The organism is Winogradskyella vidalii (assembly GCF_013403955.1).
Classification (GTDB): domain Bacteria; phylum Bacteroidota; class Bacteroidia; order Flavobacteriales; family Flavobacteriaceae; genus Winogradskyella; species Winogradskyella vidalii.
In genome coordinates, this window is sequence record NZ_JABFDG010000006.1 from 1 (window position 1) to 17211 (window position 17211).

Genomic DNA, 17211 nt, shown 5'->3' on the forward strand with positions numbered 1-17211 from the left:
GAAATCAGAAGTAAAATTGTCAATATAATTCCTATTATTTTATTCAATTCGTGAGTTTTCTCAAATTATGCACAACGGTTTTGTGTATGGTTAGTTGCGTGGTTAAGCAACTAAGTTAGTAAACTTTAACAAACCCGTGAAAATTCCGCAGGAATTTTCGCAAGTAGGCAAGAACCTAGCAATTAATTATACACGGTGTTGTAAAACGTTTTTTTTCTTAGTTTATTTTTTTTTAAACTCAATTTTTTAATTCCATTTCCGCAACGTTTGTGATTTAATTTTTTCACAGATTTAAAATCCTGTTTTTTCGTTATTCTACTTTGATAAACTTTCCAGAATTTGAAATTACGTGTAAATTCACACGCATAGTAAATTCAAAAGTGTCTTTTTTGCAATCAGTTATCTCGTAATAAGATTTTCCTTGAGAAATCAAAGCTTTTTGAATTTCTGTCAGCGAGTCAGTTTTCTTTTCCAATGAATTAAGTCGAAAACTATTTGCTCCAATTTTTTCAAATTCGTATTTACGTTTTATATCAGAGTTTATTTTAGTTACATTTTTTCCATTTAGTTCAAATTCCCATTTTGGATATTGAGAAAATTCTTTGTCATAAACCACTTTATATTTTCCATTTTTTAATTCGCACGAGTAATTAGTTTCGTTAAAAGCTAAATCCTCACGCGTTTCTCCGAAGAAATTAGCAACAACAAATCCGAACCCAATAAAAGCAAACCAGCCTATTGTTAGAATTATGAACGATATTTTCAAAATTTTCTTCAAATGTTTTACAACGGTATTGTGTATGAAACGTAGCGTGTAAAAAGATACTACATTTTGGGTTTAACACTGAGCCAAATTTTTATATTTTGATTTTAACTTATCAATCTTAAAAGCCAAATTTAAAAATTTGGCGGTCTTTGTAAATAAGCACCACCTTTGGTTTGGCACTTATTAGCTATGTTTTATACACCTTGTTGGGCGTAGTAATTTTTCTTAACTAATAGTCAATAATGACTTATATCTAAGAATTGTCAACTCTATTTCATTTTCAGGATATATGTAATCAATATAAATTGCATACATCATTTCTTCTCCTTGACTTTCCGAGTCATATAACTGATGTTGAATATTTAAATCCCACTTTCTTCCTGACCAATATCTGTTTTCTTTAATTAGTTCAATCTCGTCTCCTGTTAAATATCCTTCTCCAGAGTTATCCAATCCATAAATCATAGTAATTTCAGAAATCATTAGGCTCAACATTTTTATATCTAAACTTCCATCTAATCTTGATAGGGTCAGGTTACTTGATTTATGAAAATTAGAATTATCAGAGAATACTTTGATTATAGCATTGTCAAAAAAGTTAAACTCAGGTTTATCTAACGTGATATGGTAGTCCTCTAAAAACCCGGAATCCTGTTGTTCTGTATTAACCTTTACCGAAGACTCAATTAAAGAAACGAAATCATTATTTAATGCTTCAAGTATGTTTTTTTCTATTACTTTTTTCTCAGGTGTAATATTTACGGAGAACATCAATAATCGCATTTTGGGTTGAATAAGGTATTTTAAGGTAAACGTTACATTTTTGAAATACCAAATGGTAATTAGTTCCTCCTCAGCTTTTTTGGTTCTACCTTTTGCAAGTTTCTTAATTTTATCTATTTCTCTAAAAGAAGAGTGACGTGTGTCATCGAATATTCCCCCTCCAAGTGTTTTATACAGTTCTTTTGAAATTAGGGTGATTCTTTCGTAGTCTCTACTTGTTGTAAACAAATGATAAATCCTCTCTCCATTGCGCATTATCTTTACTTCGATTTCTTTGAATAAATCAAAATAATTTACTCCATTTTTATAGTATACCTCAATTACACCTTCTTCAGCATCCATTTTATTGAGAGGGATTCCGCTGTGCACAATTCTGTTCGTATCCCAAATTTCAAGTTTTAATTGATTAAATACAATATCACGATTGCTATAAATCAACTTCTTACAGAATGTACTTAAAGAGAAATAATGGTTGTCATTAAAAACAAAATCATTTATTAGAGAAGTAGATTCCCAAGGAACTTGATTTCCCTTTGTTATCTTAATTACTGACTGTCTAACATTCTGAAGTACTTTAATAATTGTCATATCTGGTGCAATAATCTCATCAAGTAATTCAGAAGTGTATAGTCCATTTTGCCCTTCTCCATCAGAAGCAGTTTTGTTTGGAGCTGTGGAGTAAGCAATTAATGTTCCATATGGAGCGCTCATATATGATAGACCTTGATTTGTAGGTGACCTTTCCCATGACCTTTCAAAAGGATTGTTTCGACACGCATCAAGGACAACAAGATTAATTGAGTTGCTCGCATCTTCCATTAATGAAAGAATCAAATTTGCATTTATACAGTCATATTCTACCTGATTCTCACTTTTCGGGTTGGCATCAGATGGAATTAAATAGTTTAATCCTTTTACTTGAATTCCGTGTCCAGCAAAATAGAACATTCCTACCTCATAGTCATTTAGTTTATCTCCAAATTCATTTATAGCAATTTTGAAGTCCTTATAATTTGAATCCTTTAGTGTAATTACATCAAACCCTAATTTTTCTAGAACGATAGCCATAGAATTGGCGTCATTTACAGGATTCTTTAGTGAATTTGCATTTTCATATTTTGAAATCCCAATTATTAATGCTAATCTTTTCTCTTGCAATCGATTTGTTTTTTATTACGCCCAACGTGTTTGTGTATGGTTAGTTGCGTGGTTTGGCAACTAAGTTAGCAAACATTTACGAACCCGTGAATATTCCGCAGGAATATTCGCAAGTAGGCTCAATAAAGCAATTAATTATACACGGTGTTGTGGTTAGTTTTTTATTTCCACTTTCAAATATTTTATTTCCTTTTCGCAACTTGTTTGAAATTCAGATTCAAGTTTTAAATAGTAACTATTATTTGAAACTTTAGATTCAATCGTTCTCCAACCTTGAATTCCAATAACGTACTGTTCTTTCGTTTTTAAATCCGTTAATGCAATTTCCTCTTCTCCATAATAGTTTGAGTGAGAAATGGCTGTTTCTCCATCTGAAGTCAAAGGTTTTCCCATTGTAAAACAAGTCAGTCCGTTTTTCAAGTCAACTGATAAAAATCCCCAACCCTCAAATTCAGTAATTTCAATTAATGCGTTTCCGCAATAAGTTCCCTTAAATTCGTAATTTGAATATCCTTTTTCTTTTAATAAATATTTACAGGCTTTTAATTCAGGTGTTTTTATTCCAATTCCATTATTAGCATTTGCTGGAAATGTATAGCAAGAGTCTTTAAGTTTGAAAATTTCAGGATATTTTTTGGTCAGTTCAATTTCAGATATTGGCTTAAAATCAATAAATTTTTCTGAAATTCTAACAACTTTATCATATTCCGATTTGTCAATAAGTTCCGATTTTCCATTTAGAATATTCGACAAATTCCGTATTACAAAATCACAATCTTGAGCCCAAGAAGTTTGGAAAATGGTAAGTAGAAATATTAAAATTAGTCTTATTTTCATTGGTCTGTCAAATTAACCACAACGTGTTTGTGTATGAGTTAGTTGCGTGGTTTGGCAACTAAGTTACTAAATATTTACCGAATAGAAAATCCGAGAGGATTTTCGTACGTAAGCTCTATAAAGCAATTAATTATACACGGTGTTAACTGTAGTAATTACTTGGTTTTTATTTATTTGAGTGTTTTCGATTTCTTGATATTCCACAATATTTATATTCCGATGATTCTGAATTAATTTTAATTATTAAACCTCTAATTTAGAAAAAAAAATCGAGCGATGCTCGATTTCCTCTAAGTTCGGCTTTTACAAACTTGCTAAAATTCCGACTGAGTGAATTTCAACAGTTTTCAATTCGGATTTGAGTGAGAATTCCGATTGAGTAAGATTCCAATTCCAATTAATCAAACGAGCTAAAATTCCAATGTATTTTCATTCAGATTTCGAGTGAGAAATTCGTGCGTTATGTTTATCAATCTAATCTTTTAAAATTCAGAATTCGAGTGAGATTTTTGCATTTTATTCGGCTTAAGTAACTTGATTTTTTTTGCTGAAAATTCCGAATTTGATTGCGCTGCGTTATTACAGTTAACGGTTTTGGCTAGGATTAGTACGGGAAGAAAAGGAGCAGAGCCTTTTCGAACACGGACTAAGCCGAAGCCTTTTTTTTGGTTTTATTTTTCTTATTCTAAAGCCAAATCAAAAAGGATTTGGCGACTTAGTAAATATACACAAAACTTTGAGCAAGAACCAAAACCCGTATTAATTTTAGCCGGTGTTGTACACAGTTTTATTTTGGTGTATTAAAATTTCTAATGTACTTTTTTTATATTTAATTTCAGAAGTTTTTTAATTTTTCAGGTTTAAAATTAAATATTTTAGATAAAGCTATTAGTTTCTCTTCTGGAATTGATTCATCATTTTCAATAGTAAACCACTGTTTAATAGTTTCAGAAGTCTCACCTATTTCAGCACCAATTACTCCATAAACATTCTTTTTAGGAATATCGTTTTGAAATAAAAGACTAATTATTAAGTCAAAATGGTATTTGTTTCTTTTAAATTTTTTCAATCTTTTTCTAAACTTCAAGTAATCTTCCAGCTCATATTCCCATGATACTTTAAATGATTCTAATAATTTGTTAGAAATCGTTAAGTTTTTCAAGCCAACAGAACTTATGTTGAAATAGCAGTTAATATCGCAACGTTTTATTTTATAGCCTTCTAGATACATAGCATAAATTAACTCACCATTAGTAACATAGTTTCCTAAATGTCTTTCAAGTTCATGCTTTAAACCGTAAGAACTTCTTTTTAAATTAAAAGATTTCGTTTTAGTAAAATATTTTTTGATTTCAGCCCTTATTTTTTCTATTTTTTGGATTTCAGAGAAAGTCGAAGAATCAATTTTCTCATTTCCGTTTGAAAATCCATTATGGCATAAACCAATTAATTTATTTATATCTACTATAGATAATTTGTCATACGGATTATGTTTTTTGGTTTCAATAGATTCTTTGTTTTCGTTAAGGAAATGTTTCCAATTATTGAATCCAAATTTTTCAACAGTAAGATTTAAAGCTTCGTGGTGAGAAATATTTTGTTCTTTTTTAAGTTTTTTAGCGAGTCTTTTTACATAATCTACGTTATGTTTATTAACATTTTTTTTCATCTTAAAATATATTTGTATTCGCAAGATAAAATGTCACTCATCAACCATTCTCAAAAAGCGAGAATATATTCGATTAAAATATGTTCGTAAGTAAACGGTGTTGATACAACTTTTCTTTGATGAGTGAATTGCTTCCGAGTAAAGCAATTCAAAGATACAATTTAATTTCTATAAAAAATTCATAATAGAATAGGTTATTTCAAAATTGTGTACAACGTGTTTGTGTATGATTAGTTGCGTGGTTAAGCAACTAATTTAGCAAACTTTTACGAACCCGTGAAAATTCCGCAGGAATTTTCGCAAGTAAGGAAGAACAGAGCAATTAATTATAAACGTTGTTGTAAAACGTTATTTTTTATTATTCAGCGGAAATGTAATTCCGACTGCAAATGCTCCAACGAATTGTTGAACTGATGGTTGAAAATAATAAGTAAACCCTAAATCAACATTATTATTTTTTCCTAATTCGAGTCCAATTGCGAAAGGTATATGATAAATTATACCACCTTTATCGATATTGTCAAATGCTGTTAATGTTTCAAATTTTCCAATTGAGGTTCCTATTCCAATTTCAACATATGGTGCAACCCAAGGAATTGGCGCACGAACTCTTGCTTTCCCACCAAGCAAAAATGCTTTTGATTCTGCTATTTCATTAGTAGGATTGTCATTTAAATCTTTTCCGTCAGAATTTGTCAAAATAAAACCAGCGTAAGGCCTTAATTCAAACCAAGAAGTGACTTTTAATACTAATTCTCCTTGTGCAAAAAAACCATCATCAGCAACATCGTCAATACTATTATATGGAAAACTAACACCATATCCAATTTGAGCATTTATTGATTTTTCTTTTACAAACTGTGCTTCAGCTAAATTTGAAGTCAGTACTATTATTAATATTATCAGAGTTTTTTTCATAATGTTTTACAACGGTCTTGTGTATGGTTAGTTGCGTGGTTCGGTAGCTAATTTAGCAAACTTTTACTTGCCAGAGAAAATTCCGAAGGAATTTTCGTAAGTAAGACTAAAAAAGCAATTAATTATACACGGTGTTGTACGTAGGCTTTTATTGTTTCGTTCATTACTTCTTTAGGGTATTTCCAATTCATCATTTGGTTTGGTGAGCTATTCAATCCACTATTAATTTTTCGAAATGGTAAATTTTCAAAACTGCCATAGTCAATTTTCCAATCTTCAATACTATACATACAATTATTCAGAGAGCTGTTGGCACTTCTATCATTATTTGTTTCGCACAGTTTTATTTCTCCAATTATTTCACTTAAAGTTCCGTAATCAATTGCAATTCCGTCGTTTTTAAGTTGTGAATGAAGAGTTTCGGTAAATAGTTTCGTAATATCATTCAATTCGGATGCTTTTATGTCAGGAAGAATTAGCAAATATTTAGTAAGTTTATTTATAATTAACCAACATTTTTTTCTGTCCATATAAAAAATGGTCGCAACCCATTCGCCTAAAATTTTATTTTCGATTTCGTTTTTCTCAACAATCGATTTCTGAATGGTTTTTTCAAGTTTTCGTGTTGTATAAATTTGAGTGTAATTCATTCAATATTTTCCTTATCTGAGTGTCTTTGGCAGCTTACGTACAACGTGTTTGTGTATGGTTAGTTGCGTGGTTAAGCAACTAAATTAGTAAACTTTTACGAACCCGTGAAAATTCCGCAGGAATTTTCGCAAGTAGGCAAGAACAAAGCAATTAATTATACACGGTGTTGGCAATAGTTTTTATTTCTTTTCCTTTTATATTTCGAGGGTCAATTCCTTTAGTTTTTAATATTCTATAAATCCTAATAGGTAATGTGTCAGTATAATGTTTGTTATCTTCCGATTTTTTTTGATTTATAGTAATCTTCAATTTATTGGTGACTATTGAATCTGGAATACTCTTGTCAGCAAAAATTCGCAAATGGAATCGTTCTTCTGAGTACATTTCGTTTTCTCCAGCGAATTCTTCCCCTAAAGGTCTAATACTATCTTTAAAATTCTTAATGTCAAACTCCAAATTATTTAGATTTTCAGAAAGCTCTGTTCTAGCGATAATTTTGTTATTTGAACTTCCCATAAAGATTTTTAGTCCATAATTAGGGTGTAGTTTCTTGCTGCCAATTGTTGAATGATACATTTGACCTAAATATATTCCAGAGCTATCTTTTGGTAATGTAAATTCAACAGCAAACTTTTTTTTCAGATATTCAATATAGCTTTTTGTTCTTAGTAAACCGAATTTATGTACGCCCCAATTGTTTCTTAAAGTTCCAAAAAGACTATCTCTATTTTCAGAAAGTTCGTAATTAATTAAAATCCTATTAATTGAATCTTCTGGTGTTTCAGATAATTCCCAATAAAGATTAGGAAGTTCAAATTCAATTTGAGATTTATTGGCACTCCAATTTGTCTTTTCATCAGATTCGCCTGGAAATTTCAAAACTAAACTGTCAGGAAAAAAATGCCAAGTGCTAAATTCGCTTTCGATTGCACGCCAATTCCCGTTTAGTTCTTTTTCAGAAGAATTTTGTCCACAAGAAAAAGCCAATAGAAAAAGCAGAAAGTTCGATATGTAAACGGATTTTTTCAAATTATTGCCAACGTGATTGTGTATGGTTAGTTGCGTGGTTAAGCAACTAAGTTAATAAACATTTACGAACCTGTGAAAATTCCGCAGGAATTTTCGCAAGTAGGCTAGAACCAAGCAATTAATTATACACGGTGTTGTGCGTTCGTTTTTATTTTTCGGTCAATTTCGTCTAATTCCTCAATCGTGTGAAATCCATCATCTCCTTTTTTCGTAAATTTTGTTTTTATTTTTCCAGCAGACCAGAATATAAAATCCAATTTTTTCATTTCGGACAACTTATTATCTTTAAAAACATGGTCAAAAAGTCCAATTGTTTCTGGTAAAAGATTTTGGTTAATTATTTGCTCGTAACCATTTTGAATTTTGTCAAGTTGGTCTAAATACTTATCCAATTTAATTTCAAATTCCGATTGATATGGTCTTGACATAGAAAACATTTTAGCAACTTCGCTGTCGTAAATCGGCATTATATCGTCAATTGTATTAAACATCTTTGTTGCAAATGAAAACTGCAATGTGTTTTGTCCTTTTCTGTTCGGAAACGAGTAAAGTCTCCGTAACACTTTTTCAAAGTCAAATTGTTTTTCGTTCCGATTTTGTTCTAATATTTTAAAATACTCTTTTTTAAATTCAGGCGTAAGTCCAGCGTTGTCAATTCGGTAAAAACTCCTAAAAACAAATTGAAATAAGTAATTCTCATTAATATTCGATTTCCTAAATTCAGTTTTTAGAAAATTATAAACATCGACACTTTCTTGGTCAATATTTTCAATTATTTCAGTTGAATTGTTTTCAATCCAGTCAGTTATTTCTCGTGTTTTTTTCATTATTTTTTCCTGAATTTTCAATTTTAGTACGATTTTTCTTAAATGACGCACAACTGGTTATATCAATTCAAATATAGTTAATTATCACTGAAATTTTCGGGATAACAGCAGTTTTTGATTGTTATTATCCTGTTTAGCTAAATTGCCAACCGTTACATCTAACGGACTCTTTATCTCCATTAAACTATGTTGTGCTACATGTGTATATATCATTGTTGTTTCCGGTTTACTATGTCCTAAAAGAATTTGAATATAGCGTAAATCAACACCATTTTCTAACATATGTGTCGCAAAACTATGACGTAAGGTATGAGGTGTGACCTGCTTAGTAATACCCGCTAGTTCACACGATTTCTTTAAAAAACTACGGACAGAACTTGCACTATATGCATTGCCTTGCTGACCTTCAACAAAATAAAATTTTGGTTGATACGTGTTTATATAATTATAGAGTAGGGGTTTTAAAACTTCACTGAGAACGACGGTTCGGTCTTTACGCCCTTTGCTTTGTTTTATAAATAATTGATTGCGATCCAAATCAATATCTCTTATACGTAAACTTAATAATTCTCCTATCCTTAGGCCACTGGAATATATTAGGCCTATTATGGCACGATGTTTTAAGTTTTTTGTAACCTGCAATAAATCTATAATCTCTTCTTTAGATAAGACAACTGGTAAATATTTGCTCTTTTTTGGTCGTTGAATATCCTGTGAATCAAAATCGTCGATATTGCAAAAAGCAGTAAAATACTTGAGAGCACTTATACATTGTCTATGACTGCTAATACTATAATTTTCACGAGCTATAACTTTCTCTAAAAATAATTCGAGTGTTCTTTTGTTCCACTCAGATTTTGGAATATCTTTAGTAAAATCTACAAATCGAAGTATAAAATGACCATAAGTTGAAATTGTGCTCTCACTTAAACGTTTGCTTTTTAAGTAACCCACACATTCTCTTATCAATGATTGCTTGTCTTGGGCTAAATTCTTGAAAATTTCTATTTGAGAACTTTTAAGTATTTTTTTAGACTTTTTATTGGCTTTATTAACGGGTTGTCTTAAGGCAGTAGAATCTATATTATACCCTTTTTCTTTTAAATAATTATAAATGCCTCTCCTGTGAGTTGCATTATCCGGAACATAATATATGCGATGTGTATTAGACCATTTAACAGCATTATAAGCCTTAAGGTGTGCTTTTAGTTTTGAATTAAAAACGAATTTAATTCCAATAATATTAATGTTATTGTGTTGTAAAGGGAGGAGAGTAATAGCCATATTAATATCATAATTAAAACACTTGTAAACACACAAATATCTTAAAATTAAGGAGTTTTATGTGTTTTAGTGTTGATTAATAGATAGTTAAGTTAAACTAAATATTTGAATAACTCAAAAAAAACAGGATGTATTTATGAGTTTTAATAACGTTATGCAAAAATATTTTTTGAAATAACAGGCTTACTCACCACTTTCCTCCATGGTGTGATATACATTTTGCACATCATCATCTTCTTCTAATTTCTCTAGCAGTTTTTCAACATCTTCAGCTTGCTCTGGACTTAGTTTTTTTGTCACCTGTGGAATACGCTCAAAACCAGACGAAATTATTTCAATTTTATGTTCTTCTAAATACGATTGAATACTTCCAAAACTCTCAAATGGTGCATAAATCAACACACTGGTGTGTTCTGTACCATCTTCATCTTCGTCAGTGTCTTCAAAGATTTCATCGACACCAGAATCTATCAGTTCTAGCTCTAATTCTTCTAAGTCTAAATCATCACCCTTAATTTTAAAATTACAGGTATGATCAAACATAAAAACAACCGAACCAGATGTTCCTAAGCTGCCATCTGTTTTATTAAAATAAGAACGTACATTGGCAACCGTACGGGTGTTATTATCTGTTGCAGTTTCAATAAGCACTGCAATACCATGCTGGGCGTAACCTTCAAAAAGCACTTCTTTATAATCACCCTGACTCTTATCAGAAGCACGCTTAATAGCACGCTCTACGTTATCTTTAGGCATGTTTACCGCCTTCGCATTCTGAATAACAGCTCTTAAACGCGAATTACTATCGGGATCCGGGCCACCTTCTTTTACTGCAATTACAATGTCCTTGCCAATACGTGTAAAGGCTTTACTCATTGCTGACCAACGTTTCATTTTTCTTGCTTTTCTAAATTCGAAAGCTCTTCCCATAGTAAAAAAAGTTATAAATTATTAAGTATATAAAGTGCCTAATGTTAGGCAAAAGCAAATTTAAGAAAATATTGAAATTGTAGAAATAAGATTGACTCTATTTATGAATATAATATCTTTAAAAAGGTTAAAGCAGGAAGTGAAATTTATAAATAAAACTATGGATTATCACAACCATCGTCTTTGCGCCTTGTCGTCTTAGTGTGAAAAAAAATCATTAAGCAAATAAGCACAAAGCAATTAATAAAAATTATTAGGTATTAAGCGTTGCTAATCAACATTCAGTTTGTAATTTTCACCAATCACCAATCACCAATCACCAATCACCAATCACCAATCACCAATCATTTATTCTTCGACTTCAACAATCGCTTCAATAGCTTCAGCCAATTTAAAATCCTTATCGGTAACACCATCCGCATCGTGAGTAGACAATGATATTTTTAAAACATTATAGGTGTTACTCCAATTTGGGTGATGGTTTTGGGCTTCACATTCAAAAGCTATTCGGCTCATGGCACTAAAACAATCTTTAAAATTATCGAATTCAAATTCCGCATGAATCGCATTTTCAAAATAATCCCAATCCGGAAAATGTAATAATTTCTTTTCTATAGTTTCGTCGTCTAATTTCATAAGTTCTAATTTTTAATAAAAATAATATAATTTGAAAAAAGACGCGTTGAAACCTTGTTATTTTTTCAAAACAGAGATTTAACTTATTTAGAAAGCTCTTCTAAAATTTTATCACTCGTAATTTGAAGGTGATTAGCTAAAGAATTAAATTTAGGTAACACAGCTAAATAACGGTCTTCATTTGAGGTAAAGACTTGTTTTATCACAATCTTTTTCTTGGTAATAAGCGCTAAGACGTCGTTTATAAATTCATCATGATGAACCAAATCGGTGCTTCCTAAGTGAAACACACCATATTTATTCCGGTTAATCATATAATGTATCTGCTGCGTTACTTTTTTATCGAGCGCAACATTCATTATTAAATTCGGAAAGACTTCAACGGCTTCTTTTGCTGCAATGGCTGATTTTAATTCTTGAATTCTAGGCGAACCAGCACCAAATACCATAGGAAGTCTAATAATAGCGACTTGGTGTTTAGGGAGACGTAAGAGTAAGTTTTCAATCTTAATTTTAAAATGCCCATAAACACTATGACTTAGCGTTTTGTCTAACTCGTAACTTGGATATTTACTGTAGGCATCAAAAACGTTGGCAGAAGATAAAAAGAAAAGCTTACTGCCAGAACCAATGATGTATTCTACAATATGCTGATGTGCAATAACCTGAGCATTAAAATCACCACGGAGTGCAGAAATAATAATTGTAGGTTTGCAGGCTTCTAAAATTTCATAGACATCATCGATTTCAACATCGTAATGAATAAATTGCTTATTAGCTTCAAATGCTTTTGTAGGTTGGCGATAGGTACCAAAAGTCTTAAAATAAGGCGCTAGTTCTTTGTATATTGCGTTTCCAATATAACCACTAGCGCCTAGTATAAGTATGCGATGTTTATGAGCTTCTGTATCCTCCGTCATTTATCAGACTTCATGCTTAGCGTTTACCCTTTGTAAAAAGGTGGTTTTACAACCGTTGCAGGAATGGCTTTTTTACGCACCTGAATAAATATTTTTGAATCTACTTTAGAAAATGCTGTAGGCACATAACCCATGCCAATACCAATACCTAAACTCGGACTCATGGTTCCTGAAGTCACACGGCCAATTGTATTTCCGTTTTCATCAACAATAGCATAATCATGACGAGGAATGCCACGCTCTTCAAGTTTAAAAGCCACTAGTTTATTGTCGGGCTTACGTACTTTTTCAGCTTTTAGAGCTTCGCTATTAGTGAAATCTTTAGTGAATTTACAAACCCATCCCAAACCAGCTTCAATAGGAGAGGTGGTATCATCAATATCGTTGCCATATAAACAATAGCCCATCTCTAAACGCAAGGTGTCTCTTGCTGCTAAACCAATAGGCTTAATTCCATAATCAGCACCGGCTTTAAATACGTTATCCCATATTTGTTTCACTTCAGAATTCTTACAGTAGATTTCAAAACCGCCACTACCAGTATAACCAGTAGCTGAAATGATAACATTATCTACACCTGCAAAATCACCAACTACAAAATTATAGAATTTAATAGCTGATAAATCATGACTCGTTACAGACTGCATGGCTTCAATGGCTTTTGGACCTTGAATGGCTAATAAGGAATAGTCCTCACTTAAATTGCGCATTTCGGCACCAACATCATTTTTAGATGCAATCCAATTCCAATCCTTTTCAATATTACTGGCATTAACAACCAATAAATAAGTCGTTTCTTTTAATTTGTATATAATTAAATCATCAACAATACCACCATCATCATTTGGTAAACAGGTGTACTGCGCTTTACCAATCTCTAATTTAGAAGCGTCATTACTAGATACACTTTGTATTAAAGTTAAGGCATGAGGACCTTCAATTAAAAATTCGCCCATATGCGAAACATCAAAAACACCAACCGCTTTTCTAACCGTTTCGTGTTCTGCATTTACGCCTTCATATTGTACGGGCATGTTATAACCAGCAAAGGGAACCATTTTTGCACCAAGGGCTTCGTGTGTAGATGTTAAAGCTGTGTCTTTCATAGATATTGCCTGAAAAATCAGGGGTTTTATAGTTGTTAATCGTCAATTTTTGAAGCACAAATTTAAACAAAAAAATAAGCTTTGTTTAAAAATCCATAAGCCAATCATCTATAGATTTATCATCAGCACCATGCAAAACCGAAATATCGCCTGTAGACTCAAAAACAACGGCTTTAACTTCCGATAATTGAATCACGTTAGCTTCACGGAGTTTAGCTTTTAAATCCGATTCTGTAACCTTGCATTTTTCTAAACTACCTTCTATAATTTTACCGTTTTTCATAAGTAACGTAGGCTTGTTATCCACTAAATTCCTTATAGGTTGCCATTTTCTAGCTTTTGCAATGACCAATTGTAATGCATAGACAACCGCTAATGCCATAATACCGTTTTGTAGTGATGCTGATTTTGAAATGATAACGGTTGCCAATATAGAACCTATAGCAACGGTCATAGCGAAATCGAAACTAGACATTTTAGAAAAACTACGCTTTCCGATAATACGGGTAAAAATTATTAAAGCACAATAAATACCAATGGTTGTTAGTGTAATAGCGAGAAATCCTTCTGTTGAATATTGAAACCAATCTTTCATCTTTTAAGAGTTTAAATTTTTGAATTTATAGACACATCAATATGCTTTTATTTTAATGAAGTCGTTAGCTCATATAAAATTTTGATTACTCTAATTGAAGTTTTTCAAATGGATCAATTCTTTTAGGTATTGAAGCATCTTATAATGACCTTTTTAAAGATCTTAGTGAAAATTAATTCTGAAAAAAAATAAATTATGAATGATACGTATAAATCAATAATTGAAATTAACCAACAATGTATTACAGATTGTAAAAATTGCATTACCGAAATGGCAGGAAAGGAAAGTCATAACGATTGTCCTGATTGTTGTGTTCAATGTGTAAATGCTTGCGATGTACTTATAAAAATGATGACTGCCGAAAGTGCTTACGTTAAACAATACGCTTTATTATGTGCGGAGATTTGTGACTATTGCGCAGACCATTGTGAAGAACATGAGCATGACCACTGCAAACAATGTGCAAAAACTTGTAGAGCATGTGCAGAGGCTTGTCGAAAAATTGCAGCGTAATAAATTTAAATTTCAAATAAAAAAATGGCCATATTAGGAAACATCATTAAGGGGGTAATTGAATTGAAAGACACGTTTTCGTCAGAAATAATTCACGAAGAAGCTCAAGAAAAAGTCTTAAAAGAACTATTAGAAACTGCCAAAAACACCAAGTTTGGTAAGTATTACGATTTTGAAAGTATTCTTGAAACCTCTAATATTCAGAGTAGCTTCACCAAAAGTGTGCCTTACTTTGATTATAATAAAATTAATGCGGAGTGGTGGAGTAAACTACATAATGGTGAAACTAATTTAACTTGGCCAGGAAACCCTACGTATTTTGCATTGAGCTCTGGAACTACAGGCAAATCTAGTAAACGGATTCCTGTGACTAACGAAATGATAGATGCGATTAAAAACGCTGGAATTAAACAGGTGTTTGCTTTGAAAAATTTTGAGCTTCCTGCTGATTTTTTCGAAAAAGAAATCATGATGCTAGGTAGTTCCACGGAATTGGAAGAAAACAACAATCACTTGGAAGGTGAAATAAGTGGCATAAGTGCTAGTAATATTCCAATTTGGTTTAGAGGATATTATAAACCTGGTGATGAAATTTCGCAAATCGATGATTGGGATGAACGTGTAGAACGTATTGCAGAACGTGCTAAAGATTGGGACATTGGAGCTTTAAGCGGCATTCCATCGTGGATAGAATTGATGCTTCAAAAAGTAATTGAATATCATAACTTAAATAATATCCACGAGATTTGGCCCAATTTGCAAGTGTACACCTCGGGTGGTGTTGCCTTTGGTCCTTATGAAAAAAGTTTTAAGGCTTTACTCGGAAAACCCGTTACGGTGATTGATACCTATTTGGCTTCCGAAGGCTATATTGCCACACAAGTACGCCCCGAAACGGATGCCATGCAATTAAATACGGATAATGGAATTTATTTTGAATTCGTACCTTTTAAACCCGACTATATTAATGAAGACGGTTCGCTTAAAAATGAAGCGCCTGCTCTAACCTTAGATCAAGTAAAGCTAAATCAAGATTATGTTTTAATCATTAGCACTGTGAGTGGAGCGTGGCGTTATTTAATAGGGGATACTATTGAATTTACAGATATTAAACGTGCTGAAATTAAGATAACAGGCCGTACAAAATTTTTCTTAAATACCGTTGGATCTCAGTTGTCTGTTAATAAAATGGATGCAGCAATGCGCGAACTTGAAGCGGAGTTTGATACCAAAATTCCAGAATACACCATATGTGCTAAACGCGGCGATGATGGTGAATTTTATCATTATTGGTATTTGGGAGCCGATTTACAAAACCCTGATGAGGAAAAAATAGCCCAAGCTTTAGACGAGGCTTTAAAAACAGCAAATAAAAATTATAAAGTAGCACGAAGTAAAGCCTTAAAAGGAGTTAAGGTCAAGGTGATTGCACCAGAACGTTTTCATGACTGGAATGAAAGAAACAAGAAAAAAGGCGGCCAAGTGAAAATGGAACGTGTCATGGGAGAAGATAAATTTGCCGATTGGGAAAGTTTTATTAATGCTTAAAAAGTAATTTTCAAACCAAAATTATCATCATAATTTAATTTTTCTAGAATTGTCCCCTTGAGGATTACCGAGAAACAAAATATTTTTGTTTGAAAGTACTTAGCGAAGCGCTTAGGGGTGTATAAGAGGCTGTACAAAAAGTGTACAAGCAAAACCAAACTGAAACAATAGTATTCTCCCATTAACAATCAGCAAAAACAAAATTTAATAATTTAATATACAGTAAATTAAAAATGTTTTGAACTAAGTTATTGCTAAAGTAGTGTTAATAAAAAGTTTCAAATAGAATAATATTAAGTTTCACTTGATGAATCAATCATACAATTTTCCAACTTCCAACTTCCAACTTCCAACTTCCAACTTCCAACTTCCAACCATCACTCAATCCCATCGCGTTCTTCCACCAAATGCATAATCTCTTCAGGGGATAAATAATACTTTTTTATACGGTCTTTATAAGCCTGTGTAATATCAGCGTGATTTAAAATGAAATTTTTAGTCTTCAAAATATAATCTTCCATGCCGTGATTTACGGCAAACGCATCTGCTGCACGTTCAGCCTCAACAATATGACTTTGCGACAATAAGTATTTAAGTCCAAACCAAACTAAGTTCAGTTTACTACGGTTTTGGTAATCCATCACATGGCCTAATTCATGACCAATCCATCCAATAAAAATAGCATCAGGAATATGACGTGTAGAAAATTCCTTATCGGCAATTTGAAATTTTTCACTAATTAAAATCACATAAGCCCTATTTTTCCTGCTTTTTAAAAAACTTCCAAAAGTAGGTCGTGCCTGCATTGTCGATTTTTTAATGTTTTTCTTAAACCGAAATTCTAAATTGATATCTTTTAGTTGTGGATAATAGCTTAGGGCTGTATTAACGTTTCCTTTTATAGATTCAGGAATAATGTGCTGTGCACTCATGTGTTGGTTAGTGATTATTAGGATTAAAACAATTAATGTTCTCATATAGCCTTAAATATAAATGTTGTTGGGTGCAATCATTACAAGGTTTAGTGAAAATTTTAACCCA

The 17211-nt window shown here is 31.9% G+C and carries 17 protein-coding genes; 2 read left to right on the forward strand and 15 right to left on the reverse strand.

What is annotated here, in order from left to right; genetic code table 11:
* Positions 1–310 precede the first annotated feature (310 nt).
* The 14 genes from HM982_RS13650 to HM982_RS13715 form a co-directional block, all read right to left on the reverse strand.
* Positions 311–766: a hypothetical protein gene (locus HM982_RS13650; RefSeq protein WP_246296826.1), complete on the reverse strand. Its 456-nt coding sequence runs from the start codon at positions 764–766 to the stop codon at positions 311–313.
* 225 nt (positions 767–991) lie between these two features.
* Positions 992–2707, reverse strand: a complete 1716-nt coding sequence (locus HM982_RS13655; protein ID WP_179353809.1) for a caspase family protein — start codon at positions 2705–2707, stop codon at positions 992–994.
* 153 nt (positions 2708–2860) lie between these two features.
* Positions 2861–3544 carry a hypothetical protein gene (locus HM982_RS13660; protein WP_115839799.1) on the reverse strand — a complete coding sequence of 228 codons (684 nt, stop codon included), beginning with the start codon at positions 3542–3544 and terminating at the stop codon, positions 2861–2863.
* Between the two features lie 835 nt (positions 3545–4379).
* Positions 4380–5213 carry a hypothetical protein gene (locus tag HM982_RS13665; RefSeq protein WP_179353810.1) on the reverse strand — a complete coding sequence of 278 codons (834 nt, stop codon included), beginning with the start codon at positions 5211–5213 and terminating at the stop codon, positions 4380–4382.
* A gap of 348 nt (positions 5214–5561) precedes the next feature.
* The gene (locus tag HM982_RS13670; RefSeq protein WP_179353811.1) at positions 5562–6131 is read right to left on the reverse strand and encodes a hypothetical protein; all 570 of its coding nucleotides are present in this window, start codon (positions 6129–6131) and stop codon (positions 5562–5564) included.
* Positions 6132–6253: 122 nt separating this feature from the next.
* On the reverse strand, positions 6254–6781 hold the full coding sequence (locus HM982_RS13675; RefSeq protein WP_179353812.1) for a DUF6933 domain-containing protein: 528 nt from the start codon (positions 6779–6781) through the stop codon (positions 6254–6256).
* A gap of 151 nt (positions 6782–6932) precedes the next feature.
* Positions 6933–7811: a hypothetical protein gene (locus HM982_RS13680; protein WP_179353813.1), complete on the reverse strand. Its 879-nt coding sequence runs from the start codon at positions 7809–7811 to the stop codon at positions 6933–6935.
* A gap of 122 nt (positions 7812–7933) precedes the next feature.
* Complete coding sequence (locus tag HM982_RS13685) at positions 7934–8638, reverse strand: hypothetical protein (protein WP_179353814.1); 705 nt, start codon at positions 8636–8638, stop codon at positions 7934–7936.
* 84 nt (positions 8639–8722) lie between these two features.
* Positions 8723–9922: a site-specific tyrosine recombinase/integron integrase gene (xerA, locus tag HM982_RS13690; RefSeq protein WP_218849849.1), complete on the reverse strand. Its 1200-nt coding sequence runs from the start codon at positions 9920–9922 to the stop codon at positions 8723–8725.
* Positions 9923–10105: 183 nt separating this feature from the next.
* Positions 10106–10852, reverse strand: a complete 747-nt coding sequence (locus HM982_RS13695; protein WP_179353815.1) for a YebC/PmpR family DNA-binding transcriptional regulator — start codon at positions 10850–10852, stop codon at positions 10106–10108.
* A gap of 348 nt (positions 10853–11200) precedes the next feature.
* Positions 11201–11488, reverse strand: coding sequence for a 4a-hydroxytetrahydrobiopterin dehydratase (locus HM982_RS13700; RefSeq protein ID WP_179353816.1), 288 nt, complete (start codon positions 11486–11488; stop codon positions 11201–11203).
* Positions 11489–11571: 83 nt separating this feature from the next.
* Positions 11572–12408: a sugar nucleotide-binding protein gene (locus HM982_RS13705; RefSeq protein ID WP_179353817.1), complete on the reverse strand. Its 837-nt coding sequence runs from the start codon at positions 12406–12408 to the stop codon at positions 11572–11574.
* A 23-nt stretch (positions 12409–12431) separates the two neighbouring features.
* Positions 12432–13514 (reverse strand): glycine cleavage system aminomethyltransferase GcvT, encoded by a 1083-nt coding sequence (gcvT, locus tag HM982_RS13710; protein ID WP_179353818.1) that lies wholly within the window; start codon positions 13512–13514, stop codon positions 12432–12434.
* Between the two features lie 85 nt (positions 13515–13599).
* Positions 13600–14109, reverse strand: a complete 510-nt coding sequence (locus HM982_RS13715; RefSeq protein WP_179353819.1) for a DUF421 domain-containing protein — start codon at positions 14107–14109, stop codon at positions 13600–13602.
* A gap of 195 nt (positions 14110–14304) precedes the next feature.
* Between HM982_RS13715 and HM982_RS13720 the strand changes: the two genes are divergently transcribed.
* Together HM982_RS13720 and HM982_RS13725 are read left to right on the forward strand one after the other, a co-directional pair.
* The gene (locus HM982_RS13720) at positions 14305–14622 is read left to right on the forward strand and encodes a four-helix bundle copper-binding protein (protein WP_179353820.1); all 318 of its coding nucleotides are present in this window, start codon (positions 14305–14307) and stop codon (positions 14620–14622) included.
* Between the two features lie 24 nt (positions 14623–14646).
* The gene (locus tag HM982_RS13725) at positions 14647–16170 is read left to right on the forward strand and encodes a GH3 family domain-containing protein (RefSeq protein ID WP_179353821.1); all 1524 of its coding nucleotides are present in this window, start codon (positions 14647–14649) and stop codon (positions 16168–16170) included.
* 377 nt (positions 16171–16547) lie between these two features.
* On the opposite strand, the gene HM982_RS13730 is transcribed toward HM982_RS13725, so the two are convergent.
* Complete coding sequence (locus HM982_RS13730; protein ID WP_246296827.1) at positions 16548–17147, reverse strand: hypothetical protein; 600 nt, start codon at positions 17145–17147, stop codon at positions 16548–16550.
* Positions 17148–17211 lie beyond the last annotated feature (64 nt).

Excerpts from the sequence above, each read along its gene's own strand:
- HM982_RS13730 (WP_246296827.1), bottom strand. The coding sequence starts at position 17,147 with ATGAGAACATTAATTGTTTTAATCCTAATAATCACTAACCAACACATG.
- xerA (WP_218849849.1), bottom strand. The coding sequence starts at position 9,922 with ATGGCTATTACTCTCCTCCCTTTACAACACAATAACATTAATATTATT.
- HM982_RS13685 (WP_179353814.1), bottom strand. The coding sequence starts at position 8,638 with ATGAAAAAAACACGAGAAATAACTGACTGGATTGAAAACAATTCAACT.
- HM982_RS13715 (WP_179353819.1), bottom strand. The coding sequence starts at position 14,109 with ATGAAAGATTGGTTTCAATATTCAACAGAAGGATTTCTCGCTATTACA.
- HM982_RS13665 (WP_179353810.1), bottom strand. The coding sequence starts at position 5,213 with ATGAAAAAAAATGTTAATAAACATAACGTAGATTATGTAAAAAGACTC.
- HM982_RS13725 (WP_179353821.1), top strand. The coding sequence starts at position 14,647 with ATGGCCATATTAGGAAACATCATTAAGGGGGTAATTGAATTGAAAGAC.
- gcvT (WP_179353818.1), bottom strand. The coding sequence starts at position 13,514 with ATGAAAGACACAGCTTTAACATCTACACACGAAGCCCTTGGTGCAAAA.
- HM982_RS13660 (WP_115839799.1), bottom strand. The coding sequence starts at position 3,544 with ATGAAAATAAGACTAATTTTAATATTTCTACTTACCATTTTCCAAACT.
- HM982_RS13675 (WP_179353812.1), bottom strand. The coding sequence starts at position 6,781 with ATGAATTACACTCAAATTTATACAACACGAAAACTTGAAAAAACCATT.
- HM982_RS13695 (WP_179353815.1), bottom strand. The coding sequence starts at position 10,852 with ATGGGAAGAGCTTTCGAATTTAGAAAAGCAAGAAAAATGAAACGTTGG.
- HM982_RS13705 (WP_179353817.1), bottom strand. The coding sequence starts at position 12,408 with ATGACGGAGGATACAGAAGCTCATAAACATCGCATACTTATACTAGGC.
- HM982_RS13700 (WP_179353816.1), bottom strand. The coding sequence starts at position 11,488 with ATGAAATTAGACGACGAAACTATAGAAAAGAAATTATTACATTTTCCG.
- HM982_RS13720 (WP_179353820.1), top strand. The coding sequence starts at position 14,305 with ATGAATGATACGTATAAATCAATAATTGAAATTAACCAACAATGTATT.
- HM982_RS13670 (WP_179353811.1), bottom strand. The coding sequence starts at position 6,131 with ATGAAAAAAACTCTGATAATATTAATAATAGTACTGACTTCAAATTTA.